The organism is Kitasatospora sp. NPDC033851, assembly GCF_055576085.1.
The window spans coordinates 98137-120655 of sequence record NZ_JBVIRL010000017.1 but is presented as its reverse complement, the minus strand read 5'-3'; the positions used below and the strand labels follow the sequence as shown (position 1 = coordinate 120655).

Here is a 22519-nt window from a genome sequence, read left to right as displayed (position 1 = left end):
TGGTTACTGCGGGGTGGCACAACAGGCCATGACGAGTGGCGAGTTCGGGCAGAACGGTTGACCCCCTTGAAGTGGCCATGGCACTTTCGTGCGGCGTGGGCGTCGGCGACCAGTCGTACACCCCGCGATCCCCCACAAGGAGAGCCATGTTCAAGAGACTTGTCGCGGTGGCCGGCACGAGCGCCGTCGTCGCGGGCGGGCTGGCCTTCGCGGCCGCCCCCGCGCACGCCACCCAGGCGGCCGACCTGACGTCCACCATCGCCCTGAGCAACTGCTCCGCCTCGCTGGTCCGTTACCCCACCTCGGTGGCCGGCGACCGGGCGCTGATGCTCACCAACGGGCACTGCCTGCCGACCATGCCCTCGGCCGGCCAGGTCATCCAGAACGCCAGCGCCAGCCGCAGCGGCACCCTGCTCGACGGCGCCGGCAACAGCCTGGGCACCGTCCAGGCCGACAAGGTGCTCTACGCGACGATGACCGGCACCGACGTCGCGCTCTACCAACTCACCGACACCTACGGCTCGATCACCTCCAAGTACGGGGCCACCGCGCTCACCGTCAGCGACACGCACCCGGTCGACGGCGCCGCGATGTACATACCCTCCTCGTACTGGAAGCAGGTCTGGAACTGCTCCGTCAACGGGTTCGTGCCCACCCTCCGCGAGGACGAGTGGACCTGGCACGACTCGCTGCGCTACAGCTCCGGCTGCAACACCACACACGGCACCTCCGGCTCGCCGATCATCGACTCCGCCAGTGGGCGGATCGTCGGCATCAACAACACCGGCAACGACGACGGTGCGATGTGCACCCTCAACAACCCGTGCGAGGTGGCCGCCGACGGCACCACCAAGGCCGTCAAGGGCCAGAGCTACGGCGAGGAGACCTACTGGTTCACCACCTGCCTGAACTCCACCCGGGCCATCGACCTCAACGTCGCCGGCTGCCTGCTCACCAAGCCCGCCGGCAGCGGCGCCGTCTCGGTGACCAGCCCCGGTGACCAGTCGACCGCCGTCGGCGGCTCGGTGAACCTGCAGATCAACGCGTCCGGCGGCACCGCTCCGCTGTCGTACTCGGCCACCGGCCTGCCCGCGGGCCTGGCCATCAACGCCTCGACCGGCGCGATCACCGGCACCACGACCACCGGCGGCGCCTACCCGGTGACCGTCACGGTGAAGGACTCGGCCGGCAAGACCGCCACCGCGAGCTTCACCTGGAACGTCATCGGCAGCGAAGGCTCGTGCATCCCGGCGCAGCTGCTCGGCAACCCGGGCTTCGAGACCGGTTCGGCGGCGCCGTGGACGGCGAGCTCCGGCGTGGTCGACAACAGCTCCAGCCAGGCCGCGCACGGCGGTTCCTGGAAGGCGTGGATGGACGGCTACGGCTCCTCCCACACCGACACGGTGTCGCAGACCGTGAGCATTCCGACGGGTTGCAAGGCGACGCTGAGCTTCTGGCTGCACGTCGACACCGCGGAGTCGGGCACCACCGCGTACGACAAGCTGACCGTGTCGGTGAACGGCACCGCGCTGAAGACGTACTCCAACGTCGACGCCGCGGCGGGCTACCAGCAGCGCACCTTCGACCTGTCGTCCTACGCGGGCCAGAGCGTCACCCTGAAGTTCAACGCGGTCGAGGACTCCTCGCTGCAGACGAGCTTCGTGATCGACGACACCTCCGTCCAGACCGCCTGACGCGGCACCCCGGCCGCGCAGCCCGGCCCCCGGTCCGCCGGGGCCGGGCTGCGCGGTCTTCCGCCGCAACTCCAGGACCGGGAAAGCCCCTTGGGTCGGGCCCCGTTCGTGGACGGCCGCCGCCGTATGCTGTCCGGGTGATCAAGCCGATTGAGCTGGTGATATTCGACTGTGACGGCGTGCTGGTGGACAGCGAGGTGATCGCCGTGCGGGTGCTGGTGCGGCTGGGGGAGGAACTGGGCTGGCCGCTGACCGAGGCCGAGGCGATCGAGCGGTTCGTCGGGCGGTCGGAGGCGGTCAACAACGCGCTGGTGGCCGAGCGGCTCGGGGCGGAGACGGCGGCGGTGTGGGGCAAGCGGTTCCACGAGCTGCACGCCGAGGCCGTGGACGCCGGGCTGACCCCGGTGGACGGCCTGCCGGAGGCGCTCGACGCGATCGGCCTGCCCGCGTGTGTGGCCTCCAGCGGTGCGCACGAGAAGATGCGGCACACCCTGGGCCGGACCGGACTCTACGAGCGCTTCGCCGGGCGGATCTTCAGCGCCACCGAGGTCGAGCACGGCAAGCCCGCGCCCGACCTGTTCCTGCACGCCGCGCGGAGCATGGGCGTCGACCCGGCGGCCTGCGTCGTGGTCGAGGACAGTGCGCCCGGCGTCACGGCCGCCCGCGCCGCCGGGATGCGATCGCTCGGCTACGCGGGCGGCGTCACGGCGGCGGAGCGGCTGGCCGGGCCGGGCACGGTCGTCTTCCACGACATGCGCGAGCTGCCGGGGCTGATCGCGGCCGGCGCGGTTCAGCCGGTCTAGTCACCAGGGGTGGTCACCAGGAGTGGTGGCCACCCTCGGCGTGGAAGAACCGGCCGGTCGGCCCGGCGGCCGCCTCGCCGAGCTGCCGGGCGATCCGCCGGCCGCCCTCCTCGACGGTGGCGAGGCCGCTGTGCTCGTTGAGGTCGGTCGCGCAGTAGCCCGGCTCCAGAGAGCTGACCTTGACGGCGGAATCGCGCAGCGCCCGGGCGTAGACCAGGGTGACGGCGTTCAGCGCCGCCTTGGAGGAGTTGTAGGCGAGCAGGGTCGCGTGCTCCCAGACCGGGGAGTCCGGGTCGGCCAGGAAGGCGAAGCTGGCGAGGCCGCTGGAGACGTTGCCGATCAGCCCGGCCGGTGACTTCCGCAGCAGCGGCAGCATGGCGTTGGTGACGGCGATGACGCCGAAGACGTTGGTCTCGTAGGTCTCGCGCACGGCCTCGACCGGCAGCTCCTCCGGCGTGCGCCGCCAGTCCCGGGCGATGCCCGCGTTGTTGACCAGGGTGTCCAGTCGGCCGTACTCGGCGGCGATCAGCTCGGCCGCGGCGGCGACGGTCGTCGGGTCGGTCACGTCCAGGCGGACGAAGCGGGCGTCCAGGCCCTCGGCGGCGAGCCCGGCGGCGGCCGCTTCACCGCGCTCCGGGTCGCGGGCGCCGATCAGCACGGTGTGCCCGGCGCGGGCGAGTTCCCCGGCGGTGGCCAGGCCGATGCCCTTGTTGGCGCCGGTGATCAGGACGATGCGGTTGGTGTTCATGGCCCCACCCTGGCCCGGTGGCGCCGGGGCCGGGAGAGCACTGTCGAGGGTGGTATCGGCGGTCCCATGGTGGCCGGGCACGTGGTCGGGCCAGACTGGGGCCGTGGAAAACGTGGACCGGGCGGAGCTGGCCGCCTTCCTGCGGGGTTGGCGCGCCCGCATCCAGCCCGCCGACGTCGGCCTGCCGGCCGGCGGACGGCGCCGCACCCCGGGCCTGCGCCGCCAGGAGGTCGCGCAGCTCGCGGGGATGTCGGTGGAGTACTACATCCGGCTGGAACAGGGCCGGGGGCCGCGGCCGTCCCGCCAGATGATCGGGGCGATCAGCCGGGCCCTGCGGCTGTCCGAGGACGAGACCGCCCACCTGCACCACCTGGTCGGCGAGCCGCCGCTGCCCCCGAGCACGCTGTCCCGGGACGTCCGGCCGGGCATCCTGCACCTGCTCGACCGGCTGGACGACACCCCGGCCATGGTCTGCAGCGCCGCCCGCGACATCCTCGCCTGGAACCCCATGGCGGCCGCCCTGCTCGGTGACTTCTCCGCCCCGCCGCCCGGCGAGCGCAACCTGATCTGGCGCTTCTTCACCGACCCGGACACCCGCGCCCGCCACGACGCCTCAGGCCAGGCCGAGTTCGGCCGCCGCGCGGTCGCCGACCTGCGGTCCGCCGCCGCCCGCTACCCCGCCGACAGCGCCCTGCGCGCCCTGGTCGAGCGGCTGCTCGCGGCCGACGCCGAGTTCCGGGAGCTGTGGGCGCGGCAGGACGTGGAGGTCCGCCGCTCGACCCGCAAGCGGATCCTCCACCCGGTGGTCGGCCCGCTCGACCTCGACTGCGAGGCGCTGCACGACCCGCACCGGGACCAGTGGACGATCTTCTACACCGCGGCCCCCGGGACGCCGTCGCACACGGCGCTGCGACTGCTGAAGGTGGTGGGCAGTCAGGACCTGGCCGTGCGGGAGTGAGCGGGTGCGTCCGCGGCGGGCCGGCGCAGGGTGGCGGTGGCGATGGCCAGGAAGTCCGGTACGGGGCCGGTGCCACCGCCCTCCGGGACCGCCAGGCAGGTCTCGACGGGCAGCGAGTCGGTGACCGGCAGGTAGACCAGGTCGGGACGGGAGTACGAGCCCGTGACGCTGAGCGGGACCAGTGCGATGCCCTGCCCGGAGGCGATCAGCTCGAACTTCTCGTCCAGGGAGGACGTCCGACGCTTCCTGGCGTCGAGGATCGGCTCACCGTCGAGGTCGGCCGAGGTGAGGGCACGGCGGCCGGCCAGCGGATGCGTCACCGGCAGGCAGGCCACCTTGGCCTCCTGGCCGATCGGGACGGTGCGCAGCCCCGTGTCGTCGAACGGCCGCCGCAGGTAGCCGACGTGCGCGCGGCCGTCGCGCAGCGGGGCGTCCTGCTCCCACCAGCGCAGCGGGAGGACGTCGACCCCGATGTCCGGGTGGCGCGCGGTGAACGCCCGGATCGCCTCCGACACGTGCAGGCCGGGCGAGAAGGCGACGACCAGCCGCTGTTCGCCGCGCGCGGCCTCCTGGACGCGCCGCAGGGCGGTGTCCACCGTGGCGGTGATCCGCTGCGCCTCCTCGCGCAACTGCCGTCCGGCAGCGGTCAGTTCGACACTGCGGGTGGTCCGGGTGAACAGCAGAAAGCCCAACTCCCGCTCGAACGCCCGGATCTGCCGGCTGAGGACCGGCTGCGCGATGAACAGCTCCTGGGCCGCCCGGCCGAACTGTCGGTGCTCGGCCACCGCGAGGAAGTAGCGGAGCTTGCGCAGGTCCAGATCCATGCCCGCACGGTATCAATGCGTGCGGAAGGGTATTGGACGCCCGGCCCCGGCCGCTCGGAGACTCGACCCATGACCGACACCCACTCCACGGCCGACACCCGTTCCACGGCCGACACGCACTCCATGGCCGACACCCGCCTCGCGGCGGACACCCACGTCGCCGCCGAACCGCGCAGGACAGCCCTCGTCATCGGCGCCTCCCGCACCCTGGGTCTCGGGATCGCCGCCGAGTACCTCCGCCGCGGCTGGGACGTCATCGGCACCGTGCGCGGCAGTCGCCGCACCGGCTTGCACGACCTGGCGGACTCCGCCGACGGGCGGCTGACCGTCGAGCAGTTGGAGATGACCGACCCGGAGCAGATCGCGGCCCTGCGCGACCGGCTGGCCCGGCGCACCCTCGACCTGCTCTTCGTCAACGCCGCCGTCGCCCGCGGCGACCTGCCGATCGGCGAGGTGCCGACGGAGATGTTCACCGAGGTGATGGCCACCAACGCGCTCGGCCCGATGCGCGTCGTGGAGACCCTCGGCCCGCTGGTCGCGCCGACCGGGGCCATCGGGGTGATGTCCTCCGACCAGGGGAGCATCGCCCTGAACACCGAGGGCGGGCAGGACCTGTACCGGGCGAGCAAGTCCGCGCTGAATCAGCTGATGCGCTGCTACGCCGTCCGTCAGGCCGGGAGCGCGCGCAGCCTGCTGCTGATGGACCCGGGCTGGGTGCGGACCGAACTCGGCGGCATGGAAGCGGAGTTGAGCGTGGAGGAGAGCGTTCCCGGCGTGGTGGGGACGATCGAGCGCCACCGCGGCGAGCCGGGGCTCCGGTTCCTGGACCACGAGGGCAAGGACGTGGCCTGGTAGCCGGTGCCCTGGAAGCCGGTGGCCTGGCGGTTGGCAGCCGGTGGCCGGTGGCCGGTGGCCTGGTGGCCGCGCGGGCTAATTCGGTTGCCCGGGCCGATGGTTGCTGGCAGGGTCGGGCGCCATGCCTTCCTCCCGCACGATGCACGCCGGCGAACTCGCCATCGACGACGCCCTGGTCCGCCGGATGGTCGCCGCGCAGTTCCCGTACTGGGCGGCCCTGCCGGTCGAGGCGGTCGCCGCGGCCGGGACCAGCAACGCGATGTACCGGCTGGGTGCGGACCTGGTGGTGCGCATCCCGCGGATCCCGGGAGCCGTCGAGGACATCGAGAAGGAGTGCGTCTGGCTGCGGCGCCTGGCCCCGGAGCTTCCGGTCGCGGTGCCCCTACCGTTGGCCCGGAGCGGGCCGGTGGACGGCTGCCCGTGGCCCTGGTCGGTCCTCCGCTGGCTCGACGGTGCGAACCCGGTGGTCGGGCAGGTGGCCGAACCGGCCCTGCTGGCCGCCGACTTGGCGGCCTTCGTGACCGCCATGCGCCGGGTGGACCCGGCCGACGGCCCCGCTTCCTACCGCAGCGAGTCCCTGCCGGAGCGGGACGGCGCGGTCCGGGCGGCGATCGCGGCCCTGGCGGACGTCATCGACACCGGGGCTGCGACCGGCGCCTGGGAGGACGCACTCCGGGCCCCCGGGCATCCCGGCCCGCCGGTGTGGATCCACGCCGACCTGCAGCCCGGCAACCTGCTGCTGGACGGGCGCGGTCGGCTGAGCGCCGTCATCGACTTCGGCTGCGCGGGCCTCGGCGACCCGGCCGTGGACCTGATCGCCGCCTGGTACGTGCTCCCCGTGGCGGCCCGTGCCGCCTTCCGGGCGGGCGTGGCCGCCGACGACGCGACCTGGGCGCGCGGCCGGGGCTGGGCGATGTCCGTCGCGCTGATGGAGCTGGCCTACTACCGCGAGACCAGCCCGCGGATGACGGGCATCGCCCGGTACGTGATCGGCGAGGTGCTGGCCGATCACGCCTCCCGGGCCGATCACGCCTCGGGAACCGATCGTGCCTCGGGTACCGGTCGTGCCTCGGGTACCGCTCACGCCTCCCCGGCCGGCAGCCGCCACTCGTAGGGGAACAGTTCCTCCGCCCAGCCGGGGGAGTCGGCGGTCGCAGCGTCGGGGGTGCGCAGGAGGCAGCGGTGGCGCAGGAGTTCGCGCCGTTCGGCAGGGGTGAGCAGGCGCTCGTCGGGCCCGAGGTCCTTGTAGTGGCCGAGGTCGGGGCGGCCGTCGACCGAGCCGTCCTCGGTGACGTTGAGGTGGTCGCCCTCGGGGGTGCGGTAGTCGAGGCGGAGGTCCGTGCGCCACTGGGAGTTGCCGCCCCAGCCGTGGGACAGGTCGTGCGTGGGCCGGTCGGCCCGGCGGAAGGTCCAGTAGAGCGGGGAGCGGTCCGCCACCCCGCGCTCGGCGTGCGCCGCACCGGCCCGGATCCGTACCCCGGCGCGGTTGAACAGCAGCTCGCCCAGCATCAGCCCCGGGTGGCGGACCGCCAGGACTTCGATCGGCGCCTGCGGGTCCTCGGCCTGCTCGACCTCGACGATCTCGTGCAGGAACGGGTCGAAGGGCGCGGCGTCCTCGAACGGCGTCATGCCGAGCGCGGTGAACAGGCCGAGGTACGAGGGCAGTTGCGGGTCGAGCAGCAGGACATCGGCGACCCGGCCGAGGGCGTAGAGCTCCCACAGCAGCCCCTGGCCGTCCTCGTCGCCCCACCAGGGGTGGTGGGTCGAGGCGGCCCGGAGCCGCTCGGCGTAGCCGCCGGCCCCTTCCCGGGCGAGCCAGGGGCCGATGACGTCCTCGGGCGGGCCGTCGGTGTCGAGCAGGGCCTCGTACAGTGCGCGAGCGTTCACCCCGGCGATCCTGGCAGATTTTACGAAACGGTCAACCAACGTCCGGGCCGCCCCGGGTAGCGTCCGGGGCCATGAGCGTGGTCGATGTGAACGAGCGGGCGGCGCGGCTGCCCGAGGCCTGGCACTCCCAGGTGCTGGGGCGGGTCGGGGCTGCGGCGGTGAAGGTGCTGCGGATGGACGGGCGGGAGCTGGCGCCGGAGGTGCACGGGACGGCCGAGGTGCTGTTCGTCGCCGAGGGGTGCCTCGAACTGCTCCTGGACGGCGAGGAGTCGACCGTACGGGCCGGCGAGCTGTGCGTCGTGCCGGCGGGCGCGCGGCACGCCGTCCGGGCGGGCAGCCGGGGGACCCTGCTGATCGTGGAGGTGGCGGTGGAGGGGTGATCGCCGCCCCGGGGCCGGCCTTCCGGGCTTCCCGGCTTCCGGGGGGCCTGCGGGGCCGGGCGCCCGGCCGGGGTGGCCGGGCGCCGGTGGGGTCACGTCCGGCTGGTGAGGTGGCGGGCGAGGAATCGGGCGCCGCTGTCGGCCTCGAAGCGGGGGAGCTCCTTGTGCTTGCCCGCGTTCACGTGCAGGGACTTCTCCTTGGAGGCGAAGGCGTCGAACAGCGCGAGACCGTCCTCGCGGGAGATGTGCTCGTCGTCCCACTGCAGGGCGAACTCGATCGGGATGGTGATCCGCTTCGCCTGCTCGGCCAGGACCTCGGGCCAGTGCTGGCCGAAGACGGCGGCGGTGATCCGGGGCTCGCCCGCCACGAAGGGGATGCCGATCGCGGTGCCCATGTTGATGCCCCAGTAGCCGACCGGCCCGTCGGTGCCGATCTCGGGGAGCTGCTGGAGGGCGTCCAGGGTCGCGTGGTACTCGGGCACGGCGAGCTTCGCCAGGTGGTCGTTGTAGCGGACGACGATGGGGCCTTCGGGCTCGCCGGCCGCCCGCACCCGGAACATCTCGGCGATTTCCGCCTCGTCGTGTGCCGTGCGCGGTCGGTCGCCGTGGCCGGGTGCGTCGATGACGGCGACGTGGAAGCCGTAACCGTGGACGAGGAGCCGGGCGCGGCCCGACATCGCGGGGTGCTTCTTGTGGTTGCCGCCGCCGTGTCCCATCAGGACCAGCGGGGCGCGGTCGGTGCCGGTGGCCGGGGACCAGAGCACGCCGGGGACGTCGCCCACGGTGAAGTCGCGCTCGCGGATGCCGTTCGCGGTGGAATCGGCGGTGAACTGGAAAGCAGACATGGTTGGTGCCTTTCGGAAGGGCCTTGAGGAAGGAAGGCGCTCCCGGCGACGGCTACGTCAGTCGCCGACCGTGACGAAGAGGGGGAGCACCCACGGGGATACAGCCTTCACGGGTCTCACCTCCTCTGACGGTGTCTCGGTCAGGGAAGATCTTGTACCTCGAACGCCGCCCCGTGCAAGCCCCTTTCCTGCCCGCTCTCCTGCCCGTTTCCCGTCACCGGTCGCCGAGGGCGGCGGCCACGGCAGCCTCCGCATGCAGACGAGCGGTGGGGAACACCGGGACCGGGCTGTCCTCCGGCCGGACCAGGAGTTCGATCTCGGTGCAGCCGAGCACGATCCCCTCCGCGCCCGCCGCCACCAGCTCTTCGATCACCCGCCGGTAGGCGGCCCGTGATTCGTCGCGGACCACGCCGACGCACAGTTCCTCGTAGATCACCCGGTGGACCAGGGCGCGGGAGTCGGCTTCGGGAACGAGGACGTCCAGGCCGTGCGAGGCCAACCGCCCCCGGTAGAAGTCCTGTTCCATGGTGAAGGCCGTCCCCAGCAGCCCGATCCGCTGTGCGCCGGCCGCCCGTACGGCCAGCGCGGTGGCGTCGGCCAGGTGCAGAAGGGGGACGGCGACCGCGGCCGCGACCTGGTCGGCGACCTTGTGCATGGTGTTGGTGCAGATCAGCAGCAACTCCGCGCCCGCCGCCTCCAGGGACCGCGCCGCGGCCGCCAGGACCTCGCCGGCCTCGTCCCAGCGCCCAGCCGCCTGCAGCTGCTCGATGGCGGCGAAGTCGACCGAGTAGAGCACGAGTTGCGCGGAGTGCAGCCCGCCGAGCCGGTCGCGGGTGAGTTCGTTCAGCAGGCGGTAGTACTCGGCGGTGGATTCCCAGCTCATGCCGCCGATGAGGCCGATGGTCTTCATGGCGTCATTTATAAGGGAATCCGCGAAAGGAAGACAACTCCATAAGACTATCTTTTAGGTTCTCTCCCTGGGTACCCGGTGCTGCCACTCGCGGCTGAACACCACCGACCCGGCCTCCAGCGCCCGCAGCTGCACGATGCTGAGGAAGTGCCCGGCGTCGCAGCGCAGTTGGGCGCGGGTCTGGACGGTGACGTCCCAGCCGATGTCGGGGCGCTCCAGCCGTACGGTGTGGTCGGTGCGGGCCTGGGCGCTGAGCGGGGTGTCGGTGAGGACGCGGTAGGCGGTGACGGTGTGCTCGTCGCGGACCAGGCCGTCGGGGTGGGTGCGGGTGCCGTCGGTGGCGGGGGAGAGTTCGGTGCGCCACTCGTGGCGGCCGATGTCGTGGATGGTGAGGTGCTCGGGCCGGGCGGTGAGCGGCTCGGTGAGGTGGATGTCGAGCGGATCGGGCAGTGCCGGGGTCTCGAAGGTGATGGGCGTGGCGCCGACGTCGGCGGCGAGGTGGCGGACGGGCAGGCTCAGGGTGGACCGGGACGGGTCGAGGGCGTATCCGGCGGCCTCCGCCGGGGGCCACACCCACGGCCAGTAGACGGAGGAGAAGGCGAGCCGAAGCCGGTGCCCGGCCGGGACCGTCCGGCCGCAGGCGGCCAGCTCCACCTCGGCGTCCGGCCCGGCGTCGGGCGGGGCGATCAGGACACCCCGGGTGACCAGCTCCGAGGTGCCGTCCGGGCCGACCGCGCAGAGCCGGACCGCCACCAGCGGCGCGGGCCCGCCCTCGCGCAGCCGTAGCCGTACCGTCGGGGCGCCGAGCAGCTCGACCGGCTCGGGCAGCGGCTGGGAGTCGAAGCAGACCGAGCGGCCGTCCTCCTCGCGCTGGTCGGGCGGCTGGTCGGCGGGGCGGCCGCGCGGGAGGTAGGCGCCGGCGTTGAGGCCGGTGTGCTGCGGGGAGCGGACGTGGACGTAGCGGTCGTCGGAGGCGGTGCCGGCGGTGCGCAGCGGCCCGTCCAGGCCGTAGTGGATCTCGCGGACGTCGGGGGAGGGCCAGGCGTCGTCGCCGGCCCAGCGGGTGCTGATCCAGCTGCGCAGGGCGGGTTCCTTGGTGGCACCGGTGTCGACGCCGCGCAGCCAGTGGTCCCACCAGCGCAGGGTCTCGGGCAGGGCGTCCTCGGGCAGGCCGTGCGGCCAGGGGCCGATCAGGGCGCGCGCGGTGGGGGACTCGGCGAGCAGGCGCAGCACGAAGGAGCAGGACGGGTCGCCCCAGCCGGCGATCGCGAAGGTGGGGACGGAGATCGGCACGGTGCTCTCCCCGGCGGCGAGCCAGGTGTCGACGGGCGGCTCCAGGGTCTCCAGCCGGGTCAGCCAGCGGCCGCGCCAGGCGTCGCCGACGTGGCGCGGGTCCGGGGGCAGGGCGGCGTCGGCGACCAGGGCGGTGAGCCGGGTGTGCAGGTCGGCGGCGAGCACGGCGCCGCCGAGCCGGTGGCCGCCCTCGGGGCAGACGGTGACCACGGCGCCGACGGTCTCCGGCACCCGGGCGGCCAGGCGCAGCGCGGTGGTGCCCGCGGCGCCGACGCCGAGCAGGCCGACCCGGCCACTGGCGTGGGGGCGGCGGGCGAGCCAGTCGACCACGGTGGCGCCGTCGACCAGCTCCTGTTCGCCGCCGGGCTCGCCGGGGGTGCCGGCGGAGTTGCCGTGCCCGCGGGTGTCGACCCGCAGGACGGCGTAGCCGTGGCCGGCGTACCAGGGGTGGCGGCGGGCGTCCTCGGCTGCGGTCCGGTCGGTGAGGCGGCCGCCGGAGTACTCCAGCAGCGCCGGGACGGGCTCGTCGTCGACCGGCCGCCACAGCCGGCCGGCCAGCAGCGTGCCGTCGGGCAGCGGGATGCGGACGTCCTCGCGGGTGGTGTGGAAGGGGTACGACGGCATGGCCGCTCCCATCGGGTCCCGGGCCGGGTGGGCGCCGGCGGGCCCGCGGCGCGCGGGTCGTACGGGTGTCCGTACGTGCGCGCCGCGGGCGTCGGCATTCCGACCCTAGGGGAGGAACCGGTCGTTTTCCTGGCGAGGGCCCCTCGGCGGTTACGCCTTGCTCAGCCAGGCGGTGGCGTTGAGGGCGAGGGCGGCGTCGGTGCCGGCCGGGTCGTCCCAGCCGTTGAAGAGGGTGTTGCCGGACTGGCCGGTGCCGTCGTCGATCGGGGAGCTGTCGCCCCAGATGGCGACCCGGCCGGAGCCGAAGGTGCTGGTGACGAAGAAGGCGCCGGTGTTGCCGCTGTAGCCGGTCCGGTAGACCAGGCCCTTGACCGAGGGGTTGTCGGCGGGCTTCAGGGTGAAGGTGGTGCCGTTGCGCAGGATGGAGCCGGTGACGGTGCCGAAGGAGCCGTTCAGGACGGGGTCGGTGGCGTCGTTGACCGCGCGCGGGTTGTCGGTGGTGATGTTGAGCAGGTCGACCGAGAAGCCGAAGGGGTCGTTGTTGTTGACCCCGTTGCTGGTCAGCAGGTCGTTGATGATCTTCGGCGAGTCCCAGCCGTCGTTGTTGCGGTCGCTGTTGTTGTGGTCGGAGATCAGGAAGAGTCCGCCGCCGTTCTGGACGAACTTCATGACCGCGGTCTTCTCGGCCGCGCTGAGCCGGATGTTGGGCTCCGGGACGACGAAGGTGTCGAAGTTGGCGAGGTCGAGCGCGCCGCCGGTGCCGTAGGTGATGGTCGAGCCGGCCGGGAGGGTCTTGAGGCTGTACTGGCCGGTCTTCTGGAGGGCGACGCCCCAGGCGGACAGCGCGCCGGTCCAGCTCTTCTCGGTGGTGGGGCTGGGGTTCTGGGCGAGCGGGTCGGGCTGGCTGGTGCTGATGATCCAGTCGGCGTTGCCGGCGGTCTCGGCCTTGCTGTTGTCGAACAGCACCCGGTGCGGGGTGGCGCTCACCGAGGTGGTCGTGGTGGCCGGGGCGGCGGTGGCGGCCGGGGCGAGGGTGGTGAGACCGGCCGCGAGCAGCGCCGCGCCGGAGAGGGCCGCGACGGTTCGAATACGGATCGTCATGTGCCGTTCCTCCGTGGGGAGTTGAGGTGTTCGGCGCCCGAGTTTTCGCGCGTAGAACGGGAGTATCCGCGCGTAGAGCGGTCGGAGAAAGGCCCGGGAGGTGACGAAGCCCTGTACGGATCGTGGGGATCTCGAGGTGGGCAGAAACCAGACCGTAATTGCGCATGACTTGCAACTGCGCGTGTCCAGGCGGAAAGATGGCCCAGCTCTGCCCGCTGCACCGACCGGCTCTGCCCGCTCCGCCGAACAGCTCTGCCCGCTCCGCCGAAAGGACCCGATGATGACCGCCCCTCGCTGGCGCGACCGGCTCACCCGTGAGGAGTGGATCCGCCTGGCCGGAATGGGCGGGTTCATCCTCGCGCTGCACGTCGTCGGCTGGTTCACCCTGCTCGCGCTCGTCGCACCCGAGCACTACACCGTCGGCGGCCAGGTATTCGGCGCGGGCATGGGCCTGACCGCCTACACCCTCGGCATGCGGCACGCCTTCGACGCCGACCACATCGCCGCCATCGACAACACCACCCGCAAGCTGATGGGCCAGGGCAAGCGGCCGCTGTCGGTCGGCTTCTGGTTCTCGCTCGGGCACTCCTCGATCGTCTTCGGCCTCTGCGCGCTGCTGGCCTTCGGCATCCGCTCGCTGGCCGGCCAGGTGGAGTCCGACGACTCGACGCTGCACGAGATGACGGGCCTGATCGGCGTCACCGTCTCCGGCACCTTCCTGCTGCTCCTCGGCCTGATCAACCTGGGCGCCTTCAACGGCATCCTCAAGGTCTTCCGCAAGATGCGGGTGGGCGAGTACGACGAGGCCGAGCTGGAGCGCCAGCTGGAGCGGCGCGGGCTGATGAACCGCATCCTCGGCCGGGTGACCAGGGCCGTCACCAAGCCCTGGCACATGTACCCGGTGGGCCTGCTGTTCGGCCTGGGCTTCGACACCGCCACGGAGGTGTCCCTGCTGGTGCTGGCGGGCGGCGCGGCGGCCTTCTCGCTGCCCTGGTACGCGCTGCTCACACTGCCGATCCTGTTCGCGGCCGGGATGAGCCTGCTGGACACCATCGACGGCTCGTTCATGAACTTCGCCTACGAGTGGGCCTTCTCCAAGCCGGTCCGCAAGATCTACTACAACCTGACCGTCACCGGGCTGTCGGTGCTGGTCGCGCTGGTCATCGGCTCGGTCGAGCTGATCGGCCTGCTCGGCGAGAAGCTGGACATCACCAGCGGGCCGATCGCCTGGATCGGCTCGCTGGACCTCAACTTCGTCGGCTACGCGATCGTCGGGCTGTTCGTGCTCACCTGGGCGGCGGCGATCGCCTACTGGAAGTTCGGCAACGTCGAGGAGAAGTGGTCGGCCGGGCTGGCCGCCGCCTCGGCCGAGTCCGACTGACGCACAAGCCGAGCAGCGCACGGGTGAAGCAACGCGCGGCCCGAACCGAGGGGCCGGTGACCGGGGTCTGGTCACCGGCCCCTCGGGGCTTTCCGGGAGCGGGACGGGCCCTGGGGACGGGTCCTACCGCAGCGCGGCGAGCACCGCGTCCGCCATCACCTTCTCGCCGGTCGCGTTCGGGTGGAACGGCACGGCGGGCGAGCCGGGCAGCGTGCCCTCGATCCAGCGGTCGTCCGAGCAGACGTCGTGTCCGAGGGTCGGAGTGGCGGTGTCGACGTAGGTCGCGCCGCCCGCGGCCGCGGTGGCCCTGAGCGCGGCGTTCAGCTTGTCGAGCACGCCGTGCATGTACTCGACGTCGCCGGGGGTGACGGGCTGGCGCAGCACGCAGGACGAGCCGTCGGCGGGCAGCACGGACGGGTAACCGACCAGCAGTACCTTGGCCTTGGGGGCCTTGCTGTGGATGCGCTGGAGGGTGTCGGCGATCTGCGGGGCGATAGTGGTGGTGATCCGCTCGGCCAGGTCGTCGTTGCCGTACCGCCAGGACCACGTGCTCCAGTCCCAGTAACCGTGGTGGTACACGTCCTTGCACGGCGTTCCGAGCGGGTTGACGACGGCGCCGGCGATGCAGGTGGCGACCAGTTCGCCGAGTCCGAGGTCGCTGGCCGCGAGGTCGTTGCCGCCGATCCCGAGGGTGACCAGGTCGGTGTCGGGGGTCACCGCGCCCAGCTGGGGGTCGTTGACCTTGATGAACGCGTCGTACTGGGGTTGCGTCATCGCCTTGACCTTGGCGGCGGCGCAGGTCACGTCGGTGTACGCGCCGGCCTTGAGGGCGGCGGCGACCAAGTGGCCGTAGTTGTGGTCGGAGCGCAGGCAGAGGCCGGCCGACTGGCCGGGTACGCCGGCGCCGGCGGCGTAGGAGTCGCCGAGTGCCACGAGGTGCTTCGGGGCGGGCGTGGCGGCCTGGGCGCTGGTGGAGGTGAGTGCCAGGGCGGCGCCGAGGGCGACCGCGGCGAGCGCGGTGGAATTGCGGAGGTGCCGGGAATTCCGGGCAGGGCGGAGCACGGTTCCTCCTGGGGGAGAGAAACGACGGGTGGGGGTGGTGCCGAGCCGGGCCACAGCTACTCGCAGGTAAGTTACTGCCAGGTTTCGTGGGCGTCCATGGTTTGCGCAGAAATTGCCGAAATTCCGTCAGATGGAGTCGCGTGACATTTCGAATTTCGCTCCACCGTGTATCGGAGGTATTTCCGAAACGGTGTGGAGCGGAATTCATGCACGCGGTTGTCACCAACCGGTCGACCAATGGTTGACCGAACGTCACCGCAGGCCGCAGTATCGGGCGCACAGCGACGGCGGTGCCCCCACCCGCCGCCACCGCGAGCCGCGACGGAGGACTGCGCATGGCCCTGGACGCCGACGTCATCGTCATCGGAGCGGGACTCGCCGGCCTCGCCGCCACCGCCGAACTCGCCGACGCCGGACGGAAGGTGATCCTGCTCGACCAGGAACCGGCGGCCTCGCTCGGCGGACAGGCGCACTGGTCCTTCGGCGGCCTCTTCCTGGTCGACTCGCCCGAGCAGCGCCGGATGCGGATCCGCGACTCGCACGCCCTCGCCTGGCAGGACTGGCTCGGCACCGCCGGCTTCGACCGCCCCGAAGACGCCTGGCCCCGCCGCTGGGCCGAGGCCTACGTCGACTTCGCGGCGGGCGAGAAGCGGTCCTGGCTGCGCGGAATGGGCGTGCGGTTCTTCCCGGTGGTCGGCTGGGCCGAGCGCGGCGGCTTCCTCGCCGACGGGCCCGGCAACTCGGTGCCGCGCTTCCACATCACCTGGGGCACCGGCCCGGGACTGCTGGCGCCCTTCGTCCGCCGGGTCCGCGACGCCGCCGCGCGCGGACTGGTCGACCTGCGCTTCCGACACCGCGTCACCGGACTGACCGCCACCGCGGGCGCCGTCGACACCGTCACCGGCGAGGTGCTGGAGCCCAGCCCGGCCCCCCGCGGCGAGGCCAGCTCCCGCGAGGTCGCCGGACACTTCGAACTGCGCGCCCAAGCCGTCGTCGTCACCTCCGGCGGCATCGGCGGCAACCACGACCTGGTCCGCAAGGCCTGGCCCGCCCGGCTCGGCACCCCGCCCGCCAGAATGCTCTCCGGCGTGCCCGCGCACGTCGACGGCCTGATGCTGGACATCGCCGGCGCCGCCGGGGCCAGCCTGATCAACGGCGACCGGATGTGGCACTACACCGAGGGCATCGAGAACTTCGATCCGATCTGGGCCCGCCACGGCATCCGGATCCTCCCCGGCCCGTCCTCGCTCTGGCTGGACGCGCGCGGCCGACGGCTGCCCGTCCCGCTGTTCCCCGGCTTCGACACCCTCGGGACACTCGAACACATCATGTCCACCGGGTACGAGTACACCTGGTTCGTGCTCAACCAGCGCATCATCGAGAAGGAGTTCACCCTCTCCGGCTCCGAACAGAACCCCGACCTGACCGGGAAATCCGTGCGCGGCGTGCTCGGCCGCGCCCTGCCCGGCGCCCCCGGACCGGTCCGCGGCCACCTGCGGCACGGCCGGGACTTCGTCGTCGCCGGCAACCTCGCCGACCTCGCCCGGGGCATGAACGCCAAGACCCGCGAGCCGCTGATCGACCCCGACGAGCTGCGCCGCACCGTCGAGGACCGCGACCGGCAGCTGGCCAACCCCTTCGCCAAGGACCTCCAGGTCACCGCCATCCACGGCGCCCGCCGCTACCTCGGCGACAAGCTCGTCCGCACCGCCGCCCCGCACCGCGTCCTCGACCCCGACGCCGCCCCGCTGATCGCCGTCCGGCTCAACATCCTGACCCGCAAGTCGCTGGGCGGGCTCGAGACCGACCTGTCCTCGCGGGTGCTGCGGCCGGACGGGGAGGTGCTGCCGGGGCTGTACGCGGCGGGCGAGGCGGCGGGCTTCGGCGGCGGGGGCGTGCACGGCTACCGCTCGCTGGAGGGGACGTTCCTCGGCGGGTGCCTGTTCTCGGGCCGTACGGCGGGGCGGGCCGCGGCCCGGGCGGTGGGATGACGGACGCCGGGGCAGCGGGCGGTGGGGGAGCGGCTCGGCCCCGGGGATACAGTGCGGGTGCAGAGCGCGCCGCCGACCACGAGGGGTACCAGAACCGATGAGCCGCCGAGACCGCGACCGCGACGGCGCCCAGGGCCACGACCGGAAGCGGGGCGCCGGCTCCCCGGTGACCGTCACGGTCTGCCGCGGCTGCTGCTGCGGCACCGAGGCGAAGCACCCCGGCGTGGACCACGCGGGGCAGTACGAGCGGCTGCGGACGGCGGTGGGAGAAGCGGGCCGGGTCCGGGCCGTCAAGTGCCTGGACGTGTGCAGCCAGTCCAACGTGGTGGTGGTCGGCCCTTCCGGTGAGGGCCGGGCCGCGGGCGGGCGGCCGGTCTGGCTCGGCTTCGTGCTGATGGACGAGATGATCGACGACATAGCGACCTGGGTGCGCGCGGGCGGCCCCGGCCTCGCCGACCCGCCCGGTCTGCTCGACCTCCAGCTGATCTCGGTCTCCCGCCGGGTCCGTGAGGCCCTGCCGGAGTGACTTCGGGGCCGGAATCCTGATCGATTGTCAGATCGTCGGCTCCGGGGTGGTTCGGCGGCCCGCACCACTACCATGACCGGTGGCGTCGAGCCGTTCCGCGCGAGGGAGGAAGACGATGACGACGGTCTGTCGGATCTGCGCGGGCACCGGCCGGACCGCCGGCCTCAGCTGCCGGACCTGCCAGGGCACCGGCACCACCGAGGTGGGCGGCGGGGGCGGCAACTGCTTCCTGTGTGACGGCACCGGGGAGTACGTGCGTTACCGGGTGGACGCGACCGGCGCCAAGCACGCCTACCGGGACGAGATCTGCCGCACCTGCGACGGCACCGGCAACCGGACCGCCACGCAGTGGGACGAACCCTCCTGACCCTCCGGCACGTTCCCCCCTCGCCGTGGTATCCGTCGACATCCGCTCAGGTGGCGCAGCCGGTGGCGGTCATGATCCGGCGTCGGATCGACGCGGACATGCCCTTTACCGAACCATGGTCGAACATTGGCGTTCGAATGGGGGACACGCTGCGACCCGTTCACCGCGCGTCCGCGTGCGATCCACGCGCCGCTGACAGAGTCCCGCGCATGGATATCCCCAACATGGGCGTGCCGGCCAAGCTTGCCGACCGCATGAGCACGGCCGAGCAGCACGAGTACCTGCGGGCCCGCTTCTCCCGCCGCCGGATGCTGCGTGCCGGTGCCGTGACCGTCGGCGCCGTCGCCGTCGGCGGCGCCCTGGGCGGCGGCACCGCCTTCGCGGCGCCGGCCGGCCCGCAGCTGCTGACGGGCGGCACGACGGACGGGATCGACGGTTCGCTGGTCGCGCCGGTCGGTCGCCACCTCCAGTTCGGCCCCGAGCCGGACACCCAGTTCCGGGTCTCCTGGCAGGTCCCGGCGCCGGTCAAGAAGCCGTTCCTGCGCTTCGGCAAGACCCCCTGGGAGCTCAGCCACAAGGTGCAGGCCGAGGTCCGCGCCCTGCACACCCCGGCGCTGACCCCCGGCAGCCAGCCGGTGGACCAGTACTACCTGCACGTGGCGCTGGAGGACCTGCACCCCGACACCACGTACTACTACGGTGTCGGCCACGAGGGCTTCGACCCCGCCTCGCAGCAGCAGATCTCCACCCTGCACACCTTCCGCACCGCGCCGTCTCGCGACCACCGCTGGGGCAAGGTGTACGAGCCGTTCACCTTCACCGCCTTCGGCGACCAGGGCGTCAGCTCGCACGCGGCGGGCAACGACCACATCATCAAGGCCCAGAAGCCGGCCTTCCACCTGCACGCCGGCGACATCTGCTACGCCGACCCGGCCGGTTCCGGCACCGACCCGGACAAGTCCGTCTACAACGCGAAGACCTGGGACGACTTCCTGGTCCAGACCGAGACGGTCGCCGCCGAGATCCCGTGGATGGTCGCCTACGGCAACCACGACGTCGAGGCCTGGTACTCGCCCAACGGCTACGGCGGCGAGAACACCCGCTTCTTCCTGCCGAACAACGGCCCGGACCCGCGCACCGTGCCCGGCGTCTACACCTTCCGCTACAAGAACGTCGGCGTCATCTCCCTGGACGCCAACGACGTCTCCTACGAGATCCCGGCCAACCTGGGCCTCTCGGCGGGCAAGCAGACCAAGTGGCTGGAGCGCACCCTCAAGGACCTGCGCAACGACGAGACCATCGACTTCGTCGTGGTCTTCTTCCACCACTGCGCCTTCTCCACCACCGTCGCGCACGCCTCCGAGGGCGGCGTCCGCGAGGCCTGGGTGCCGCTGTTCGAGAAGTACCGGGTGGACCTGGTCATCAACGGCCACAACCACATCTACGAGCGCACCGACGCCATCCTGGGCAACAAGGTCTCGAAGCAGGTGCCGAGCGGCGCCACCATCGAGCCCGAGAAGGACGGTGTGGTCTACGTGACCGCGGGCGCGGCCGGCCGCAGCCTGTACAAGTTCGACGTGCCGGACACCTACGAGGGGCACGAGAACCACCGGGACGAGGTCGCCACCTACTACTGGGGCAAGGGCCGGGTGAAGACCCCCGAGACCATCCAGTGGTCGCGGGTGCGCTACACCGGCTACTCCTTCATCAAGGTCGACGTCACCCCGGCGCACCTGGGTCAGAAGTCGGTCATGAAGGTCACCGCGCTGGCCGAGGACGGCACGCAGATCGACAACTACTCGATCCTGCGCAAGGTCGGCGAGGGCTGGGACTCCGGCCGCGACGACGACGGCGAGGGCGGCGGCTGGGGCTGGTAGTCCCGGGCGGTCGTGACGGTGCCCCGGGGTCGGAACTCCGACCCCGGGGCACCGGCGTCGGCTCTCCGGTGCTCAGCGCCGGGGGCCGTACATGATGACGGCGACCCCGGCCAGGCAGATCAGCGCGCCCACCACGTCGTAGCGGGTCGGCCGGAAGCCGTCCACGGCCACGCCCCACAGCAGTGAGCCGGCCACGAACACCCCGCCGTACGCGGCCAGCACCCGGCCGAAGGCGCTGTCCGGCTGCAGCGCCGCGACGAAGCCGTACGCGCCGAGCGCCACCACTCCCAACCCGGCCAGCCACCAGGGCCGTTGCTCGCGCACGCTCTGCCAGACCAGCCAGCAGCCGCCGATCTCGGCGAGCGCGGCGAGGACGAACAGGGCGACGGAGCGCAGGACGGTCATGACCGGTGAGCGTACGTGCTGTCAGCCCTGCCGGTACGTCGTCAGGAAGCGGCCGATCCGGTTGACGGCGGTCTCCAGGTCGTCGGCGCGGGGCAGGGTGACGAAGCGGAAGTGGTCCGGGCGGGGCCAGTTGAAGCCGGTGCCCTGGACGACGTGGATCTTCTCGCGCAGCAGCAGGTCCAGCACGAACTGCTCGTCGTCGACGATCCGGTGCACCGCCGGGTCCAGCTTGGCGAAGGCGTACAGGGCGCCCTTGGGCTTGACGCAGCTGACGCCGGGGATCTCGTTGAGCGCCTTGACCGCGATGTCGCGCTGCTCGGTGAGCCGGCCGCCGGGCAGCACCAGGTCGTTGATGGACTGGTGGCCGCCGAGCGCGGCCTGGACGGCGTACTGGGCGGGCACGTTGGGGCACAGCCGCATGCCGGAGAGCATGGTGAGGCCCTCCAGGTAGTCGGTGGCGTGCTGCTTGGGCCCGGAGACGACCAGCCAGCCGCTGCGGAAGCCGGCCACCCGGTAGGACTTGGAGAGGCCGTTGAAGGTGAGGGTGAGCACGTCGTCGGCGAGGGCGGCGAGGCAGTGGTGCTCGGTGCCGTCGTAGAGGATCTTGTCGTAGATCTCGTCGGCCAGGACCATCAGCTGGTGGCGGCGGGCCAGGTCGAGGATGCCCTCCAGCAGTTCCTTCGGGTAGACCGCGCCGGTGGGGTTGTTGGGGTTGATGACGACGATCGCCTTGGTGCGGGGGGTGATCTTGGCGGCGATGTCGTCCAGGTCCGGGTACCACTCGGCCTCTTCGTCGCACAGGTAGTGCACGGCCTTGCCGCCGGCCAGTCGGACCACGGCGGTCCAGAGCGGGTAGTCGGGCATCGGCACGAGCACCTCGTCGCCGTCGTCCACCAGCGCGGTGACGGACATCTGGATCAGCTCGGAGGCGCCGTTGCCGAGGTAGACGTCGTTGACGGTGACGCCCTGGACCCCGCGCTGCTGGTAGTACTGCACCACGGCGCGGCGGGCCGGCAGGATGCCGCGCGAGTCGCTGTAGCCGTGCGCCTTGGGCAGGTTGCGGATGATGTCCTGGATGATCTCCTCGGGCGCCTCGAAGCCGAACGGTGCCGGGTTGCCGGTGTTCAGCCGGAGGACGGTGTGCCCGGCCTCCTCCAGGGCGTTGGCCTGGTCGACCACCGGGCCCCGGATCTCGTAGCACACGTCATTCAGCTTGCTGGACTGTCGAAACTCCACCTGCGGCCTCCCGACCGTCACCACCGCTCCGTTGCTTCTGCTTTGTTCTACCAAGTTGGCACTTGGAAAGTCCAACCTTTTGGCTATGCTGATCCACATGTCACGCCGAAGCTACGACCAGTACTGCGCCGTCGCCCGCGCCCTGGACGCGGTGGGGGAACGCTGGAGCCTCCTGATCGTCCGTGAACTCCTCGGCGGCCCCCGCCGCTACACCGACCTGCACGCCGACCTGCCCGGAGTCTCCACCGACATCCTGGCCGCCCGGCTCAAGCAACTGGAGGGCGAGGGGCTGGCCACGCGGCGGCGACTGGAACGACCGGCCAACGCGACGGTCTACGAGCTGACCGAGCGCGGGCGCGAACTGCGGCCGGTCATCGAGGCGCTGGGGGAGTGGGGCCTGACCGCCCTCGGCGAGCAGCGGCCCACCGACGCCGTGCGCGAGCACTGGTTCACGCCCCGCAAGGCGGGGGACGAGGCGGCGGCGGTCGCGGGCTGACGACCCGGCGCGGCGAGGCGCGGCGAGGCGGTCCGGGCGGGCGGTCCGGGGAGGTGTGGTGCGGGGGGTGCGGGGCGGCGGCAAGGCCCCCGTCGCCGGCCGCCGCCCCGTGGCCCCAGGGTGGCGCGGGCCGATAAACGAACGCTCGACGCGCGATGAGCGCCGAGGTCAGGGACCTCCCCGCAGGGCCCTGACGCGGGACCTCCCCGCAGGGCCGCGCAGGCGCACACGTACGATCGTCGGACCGCGAAGCCGT

Annotated in this window: 21 protein-coding genes and 1 pseudogene; 12 read left to right on the top strand and 10 right to left on the bottom strand. The window is 72.3% G+C overall.

Translation table 11 applies throughout. From position 1 onward, the window contains the following. The first annotated feature begins 146 nt into the window (after positions 1-146). Together ACZ51D_RS28625 and ACZ51D_RS28620 are read left to right on the top strand one after the other, a co-directional pair. Complete coding sequence (locus ACZ51D_RS28625) at positions 147-1694, top strand: putative Ig domain-containing protein (protein WP_465618573.1); 1548 nt, start codon at positions 147-149, stop codon at positions 1692-1694. A gap of 137 nt (positions 1695-1831) precedes the next feature. After that, on the top strand, positions 1832-2497 hold the full coding sequence (locus ACZ51D_RS28620; RefSeq protein WP_465663844.1) for an HAD family hydrolase: 666 nt from the start codon (positions 1832-1834) through the stop codon (positions 2495-2497). 13 nt (positions 2498-2510) lie between these two features. Here the strand turns inward: ACZ51D_RS28620 and ACZ51D_RS28615 are convergent, their stop codons facing one another. After that, on the bottom strand, positions 2511-3245 hold the full coding sequence (locus ACZ51D_RS28615; protein ID WP_360499282.1) for an SDR family NAD(P)-dependent oxidoreductase: 735 nt from the start codon (positions 3243-3245) through the stop codon (positions 2511-2513). Between the two features lie 103 nt (positions 3246-3348). On the opposite strand from ACZ51D_RS28615, the gene ACZ51D_RS28610 reads away from it, so the two are divergent. Beyond that, positions 3349-4203 (top strand): helix-turn-helix transcriptional regulator, encoded by an 855-nt coding sequence (locus ACZ51D_RS28610; protein ID WP_465663843.1) that lies wholly within the window; start codon positions 3349-3351, stop codon positions 4201-4203. On the opposite strand, the gene ACZ51D_RS28605 is transcribed toward ACZ51D_RS28610, so the two are convergent. Next, on the bottom strand, positions 4179-5027 hold the full coding sequence (locus tag ACZ51D_RS28605; RefSeq protein ID WP_360499286.1) for a LysR family transcriptional regulator: 849 nt from the start codon (positions 5025-5027) through the stop codon (positions 4179-4181). The two genes, ACZ51D_RS28610 and ACZ51D_RS28605, sit on opposite strands and share 25 nt — an antisense overlap. A 123-nt stretch (positions 5028-5150) precedes the next feature. Here ACZ51D_RS28605 and ACZ51D_RS28600 point away from each other — a divergent pair, with 123 nt between their 5' ends. Then, positions 5151-5882, top strand: a complete 732-nt coding sequence (locus tag ACZ51D_RS28600; protein WP_465663885.1) for an SDR family oxidoreductase — start codon at positions 5151-5153, stop codon at positions 5880-5882. Between the two features lie 121 nt (positions 5883-6003). Beyond that, positions 6004-6996 (top strand): aminoglycoside phosphotransferase family protein, encoded by a 993-nt coding sequence (locus ACZ51D_RS28595; protein ID WP_465663842.1) that lies wholly within the window; start codon positions 6004-6006, stop codon positions 6994-6996. Here the strand turns inward: ACZ51D_RS28595 and ACZ51D_RS28590 are convergent. Continuing rightward, positions 6963-7769, bottom strand: a complete 807-nt coding sequence (locus tag ACZ51D_RS28590; RefSeq protein WP_465663841.1) for a hypothetical protein — start codon at positions 7767-7769, stop codon at positions 6963-6965. The genes ACZ51D_RS28595 and ACZ51D_RS28590 overlap by 34 nt on opposite strands. A gap of 71 nt (positions 7770-7840) precedes the next feature. Between ACZ51D_RS28590 and ACZ51D_RS28585 the strand changes: the two genes are divergently transcribed. Continuing rightward, positions 7841-8149 carry a cupin domain-containing protein gene (locus tag ACZ51D_RS28585; RefSeq protein WP_360499292.1) on the top strand — a complete coding sequence of 103 codons (309 nt, stop codon included), beginning with the start codon at positions 7841-7843 and terminating at the stop codon, positions 8147-8149. 92 nt (positions 8150-8241) lie between these two features. On the opposite strand, the gene ACZ51D_RS28580 is transcribed toward ACZ51D_RS28585, so the two are convergent. The 4 genes from ACZ51D_RS28580 to ACZ51D_RS28565 form a co-directional block, all read right to left on the bottom strand. After that, entirely contained in the window at positions 8242-8994 is a 753-nt protein-coding gene (locus tag ACZ51D_RS28580) for an alpha/beta hydrolase family protein (RefSeq protein ID WP_465618585.1), read from the bottom strand. Positions 8995-9208: 214 nt separating this feature from the next. After that, on the bottom strand, positions 9209-9904 hold the full coding sequence (locus ACZ51D_RS28575; protein WP_465618587.1) for an aspartate/glutamate racemase family protein: 696 nt from the start codon (positions 9902-9904) through the stop codon (positions 9209-9211). 54 nt (positions 9905-9958) lie between these two features. Beyond that, on the bottom strand, positions 9959-11821 hold the full coding sequence (locus tag ACZ51D_RS28570) for a CocE/NonD family hydrolase (protein ID WP_465618589.1): 1863 nt from the start codon (positions 11819-11821) through the stop codon (positions 9959-9961). 150 nt (positions 11822-11971) lie between these two features. Then, positions 11972-12922: a hydrolase gene (locus tag ACZ51D_RS28565; RefSeq protein WP_465663840.1), complete on the bottom strand. Its 951-nt coding sequence runs from the start codon at positions 12920-12922 to the stop codon at positions 11972-11974. Positions 12923-13202: 280 nt separating this feature from the next. Between ACZ51D_RS28565 and nicT the strand changes: the two genes are divergently transcribed. Continuing rightward, on the top strand, positions 13203-14303 hold the full coding sequence (gene nicT / locus ACZ51D_RS28560; protein ID WP_360499302.1) for a Nickel transporter NicT: 1101 nt from the start codon (positions 13203-13205) through the stop codon (positions 14301-14303). A gap of 123 nt (positions 14304-14426) precedes the next feature. On the opposite strand, the gene ACZ51D_RS28555 is transcribed toward nicT, so the two are convergent. Then, complete coding sequence (locus tag ACZ51D_RS28555; protein WP_465663839.1) at positions 14427-15365, bottom strand: SGNH/GDSL hydrolase family protein; 939 nt, start codon at positions 15363-15365, stop codon at positions 14427-14429. A gap of 335 nt (positions 15366-15700) precedes the next feature. On the opposite strand from ACZ51D_RS28555, the gene ACZ51D_RS28550 reads away from it, so the two are divergent. From ACZ51D_RS28550 to ACZ51D_RS28535, 4 genes are all read left to right on the top strand, one after another. Then, the gene (locus ACZ51D_RS28550; protein WP_360499306.1) at positions 15701-17356 is read left to right on the top strand and encodes an FAD-binding dehydrogenase; all 1656 of its coding nucleotides are present in this window, start codon (positions 15701-15703) and stop codon (positions 17354-17356) included. A 97-nt stretch (positions 17357-17453) separates the two neighbouring features. Further along, a complete protein-coding gene (locus ACZ51D_RS28545; protein WP_465618597.1) occupies positions 17454-17882 on the top strand; it encodes a (2Fe-2S) ferredoxin domain-containing protein in 429 nt (142 codons plus the stop codon). Between the two features lie 115 nt (positions 17883-17997). Beyond that, entirely contained in the window at positions 17998-18249 is a 252-nt protein-coding gene (locus tag ACZ51D_RS28540) for a hypothetical protein (RefSeq protein WP_360499309.1), read from the top strand. Between the two features lie 209 nt (positions 18250-18458). Beyond that, positions 18459-20126 carry a purple acid phosphatase family protein gene (locus tag ACZ51D_RS28535; RefSeq protein ID WP_360499311.1) on the top strand — a complete coding sequence of 556 codons (1668 nt, stop codon included), beginning with the start codon at positions 18459-18461 and terminating at the stop codon, positions 20124-20126. A gap of 72 nt (positions 20127-20198) precedes the next feature. On the opposite strand, the gene ACZ51D_RS28530 is transcribed toward ACZ51D_RS28535, so the two are convergent. Both ACZ51D_RS28530 and ACZ51D_RS28525 read right to left on the bottom strand, forming a co-directional pair. After that, positions 20199-20531 (bottom strand): YnfA family protein, encoded by a 333-nt coding sequence (locus ACZ51D_RS28530; RefSeq protein WP_360499313.1) that lies wholly within the window; start codon positions 20529-20531, stop codon positions 20199-20201. A gap of 21 nt (positions 20532-20552) precedes the next feature. Beyond that, positions 20553-21767: a pyridoxal phosphate-dependent aminotransferase gene (locus ACZ51D_RS28525; RefSeq protein WP_465663838.1), complete on the bottom strand. Its 1215-nt coding sequence runs from the start codon at positions 21765-21767 to the stop codon at positions 20553-20555. Between the two features lie 97 nt (positions 21768-21864). Between ACZ51D_RS28525 and ACZ51D_RS28520 the strand changes: the two are divergent. After that, a pseudogene (locus ACZ51D_RS28520) lies at positions 21865-22218 on the top strand (winged helix-turn-helix transcriptional regulator); the annotation flags it as partial. Positions 22219-22519: the final 301 nt, after the last annotated feature.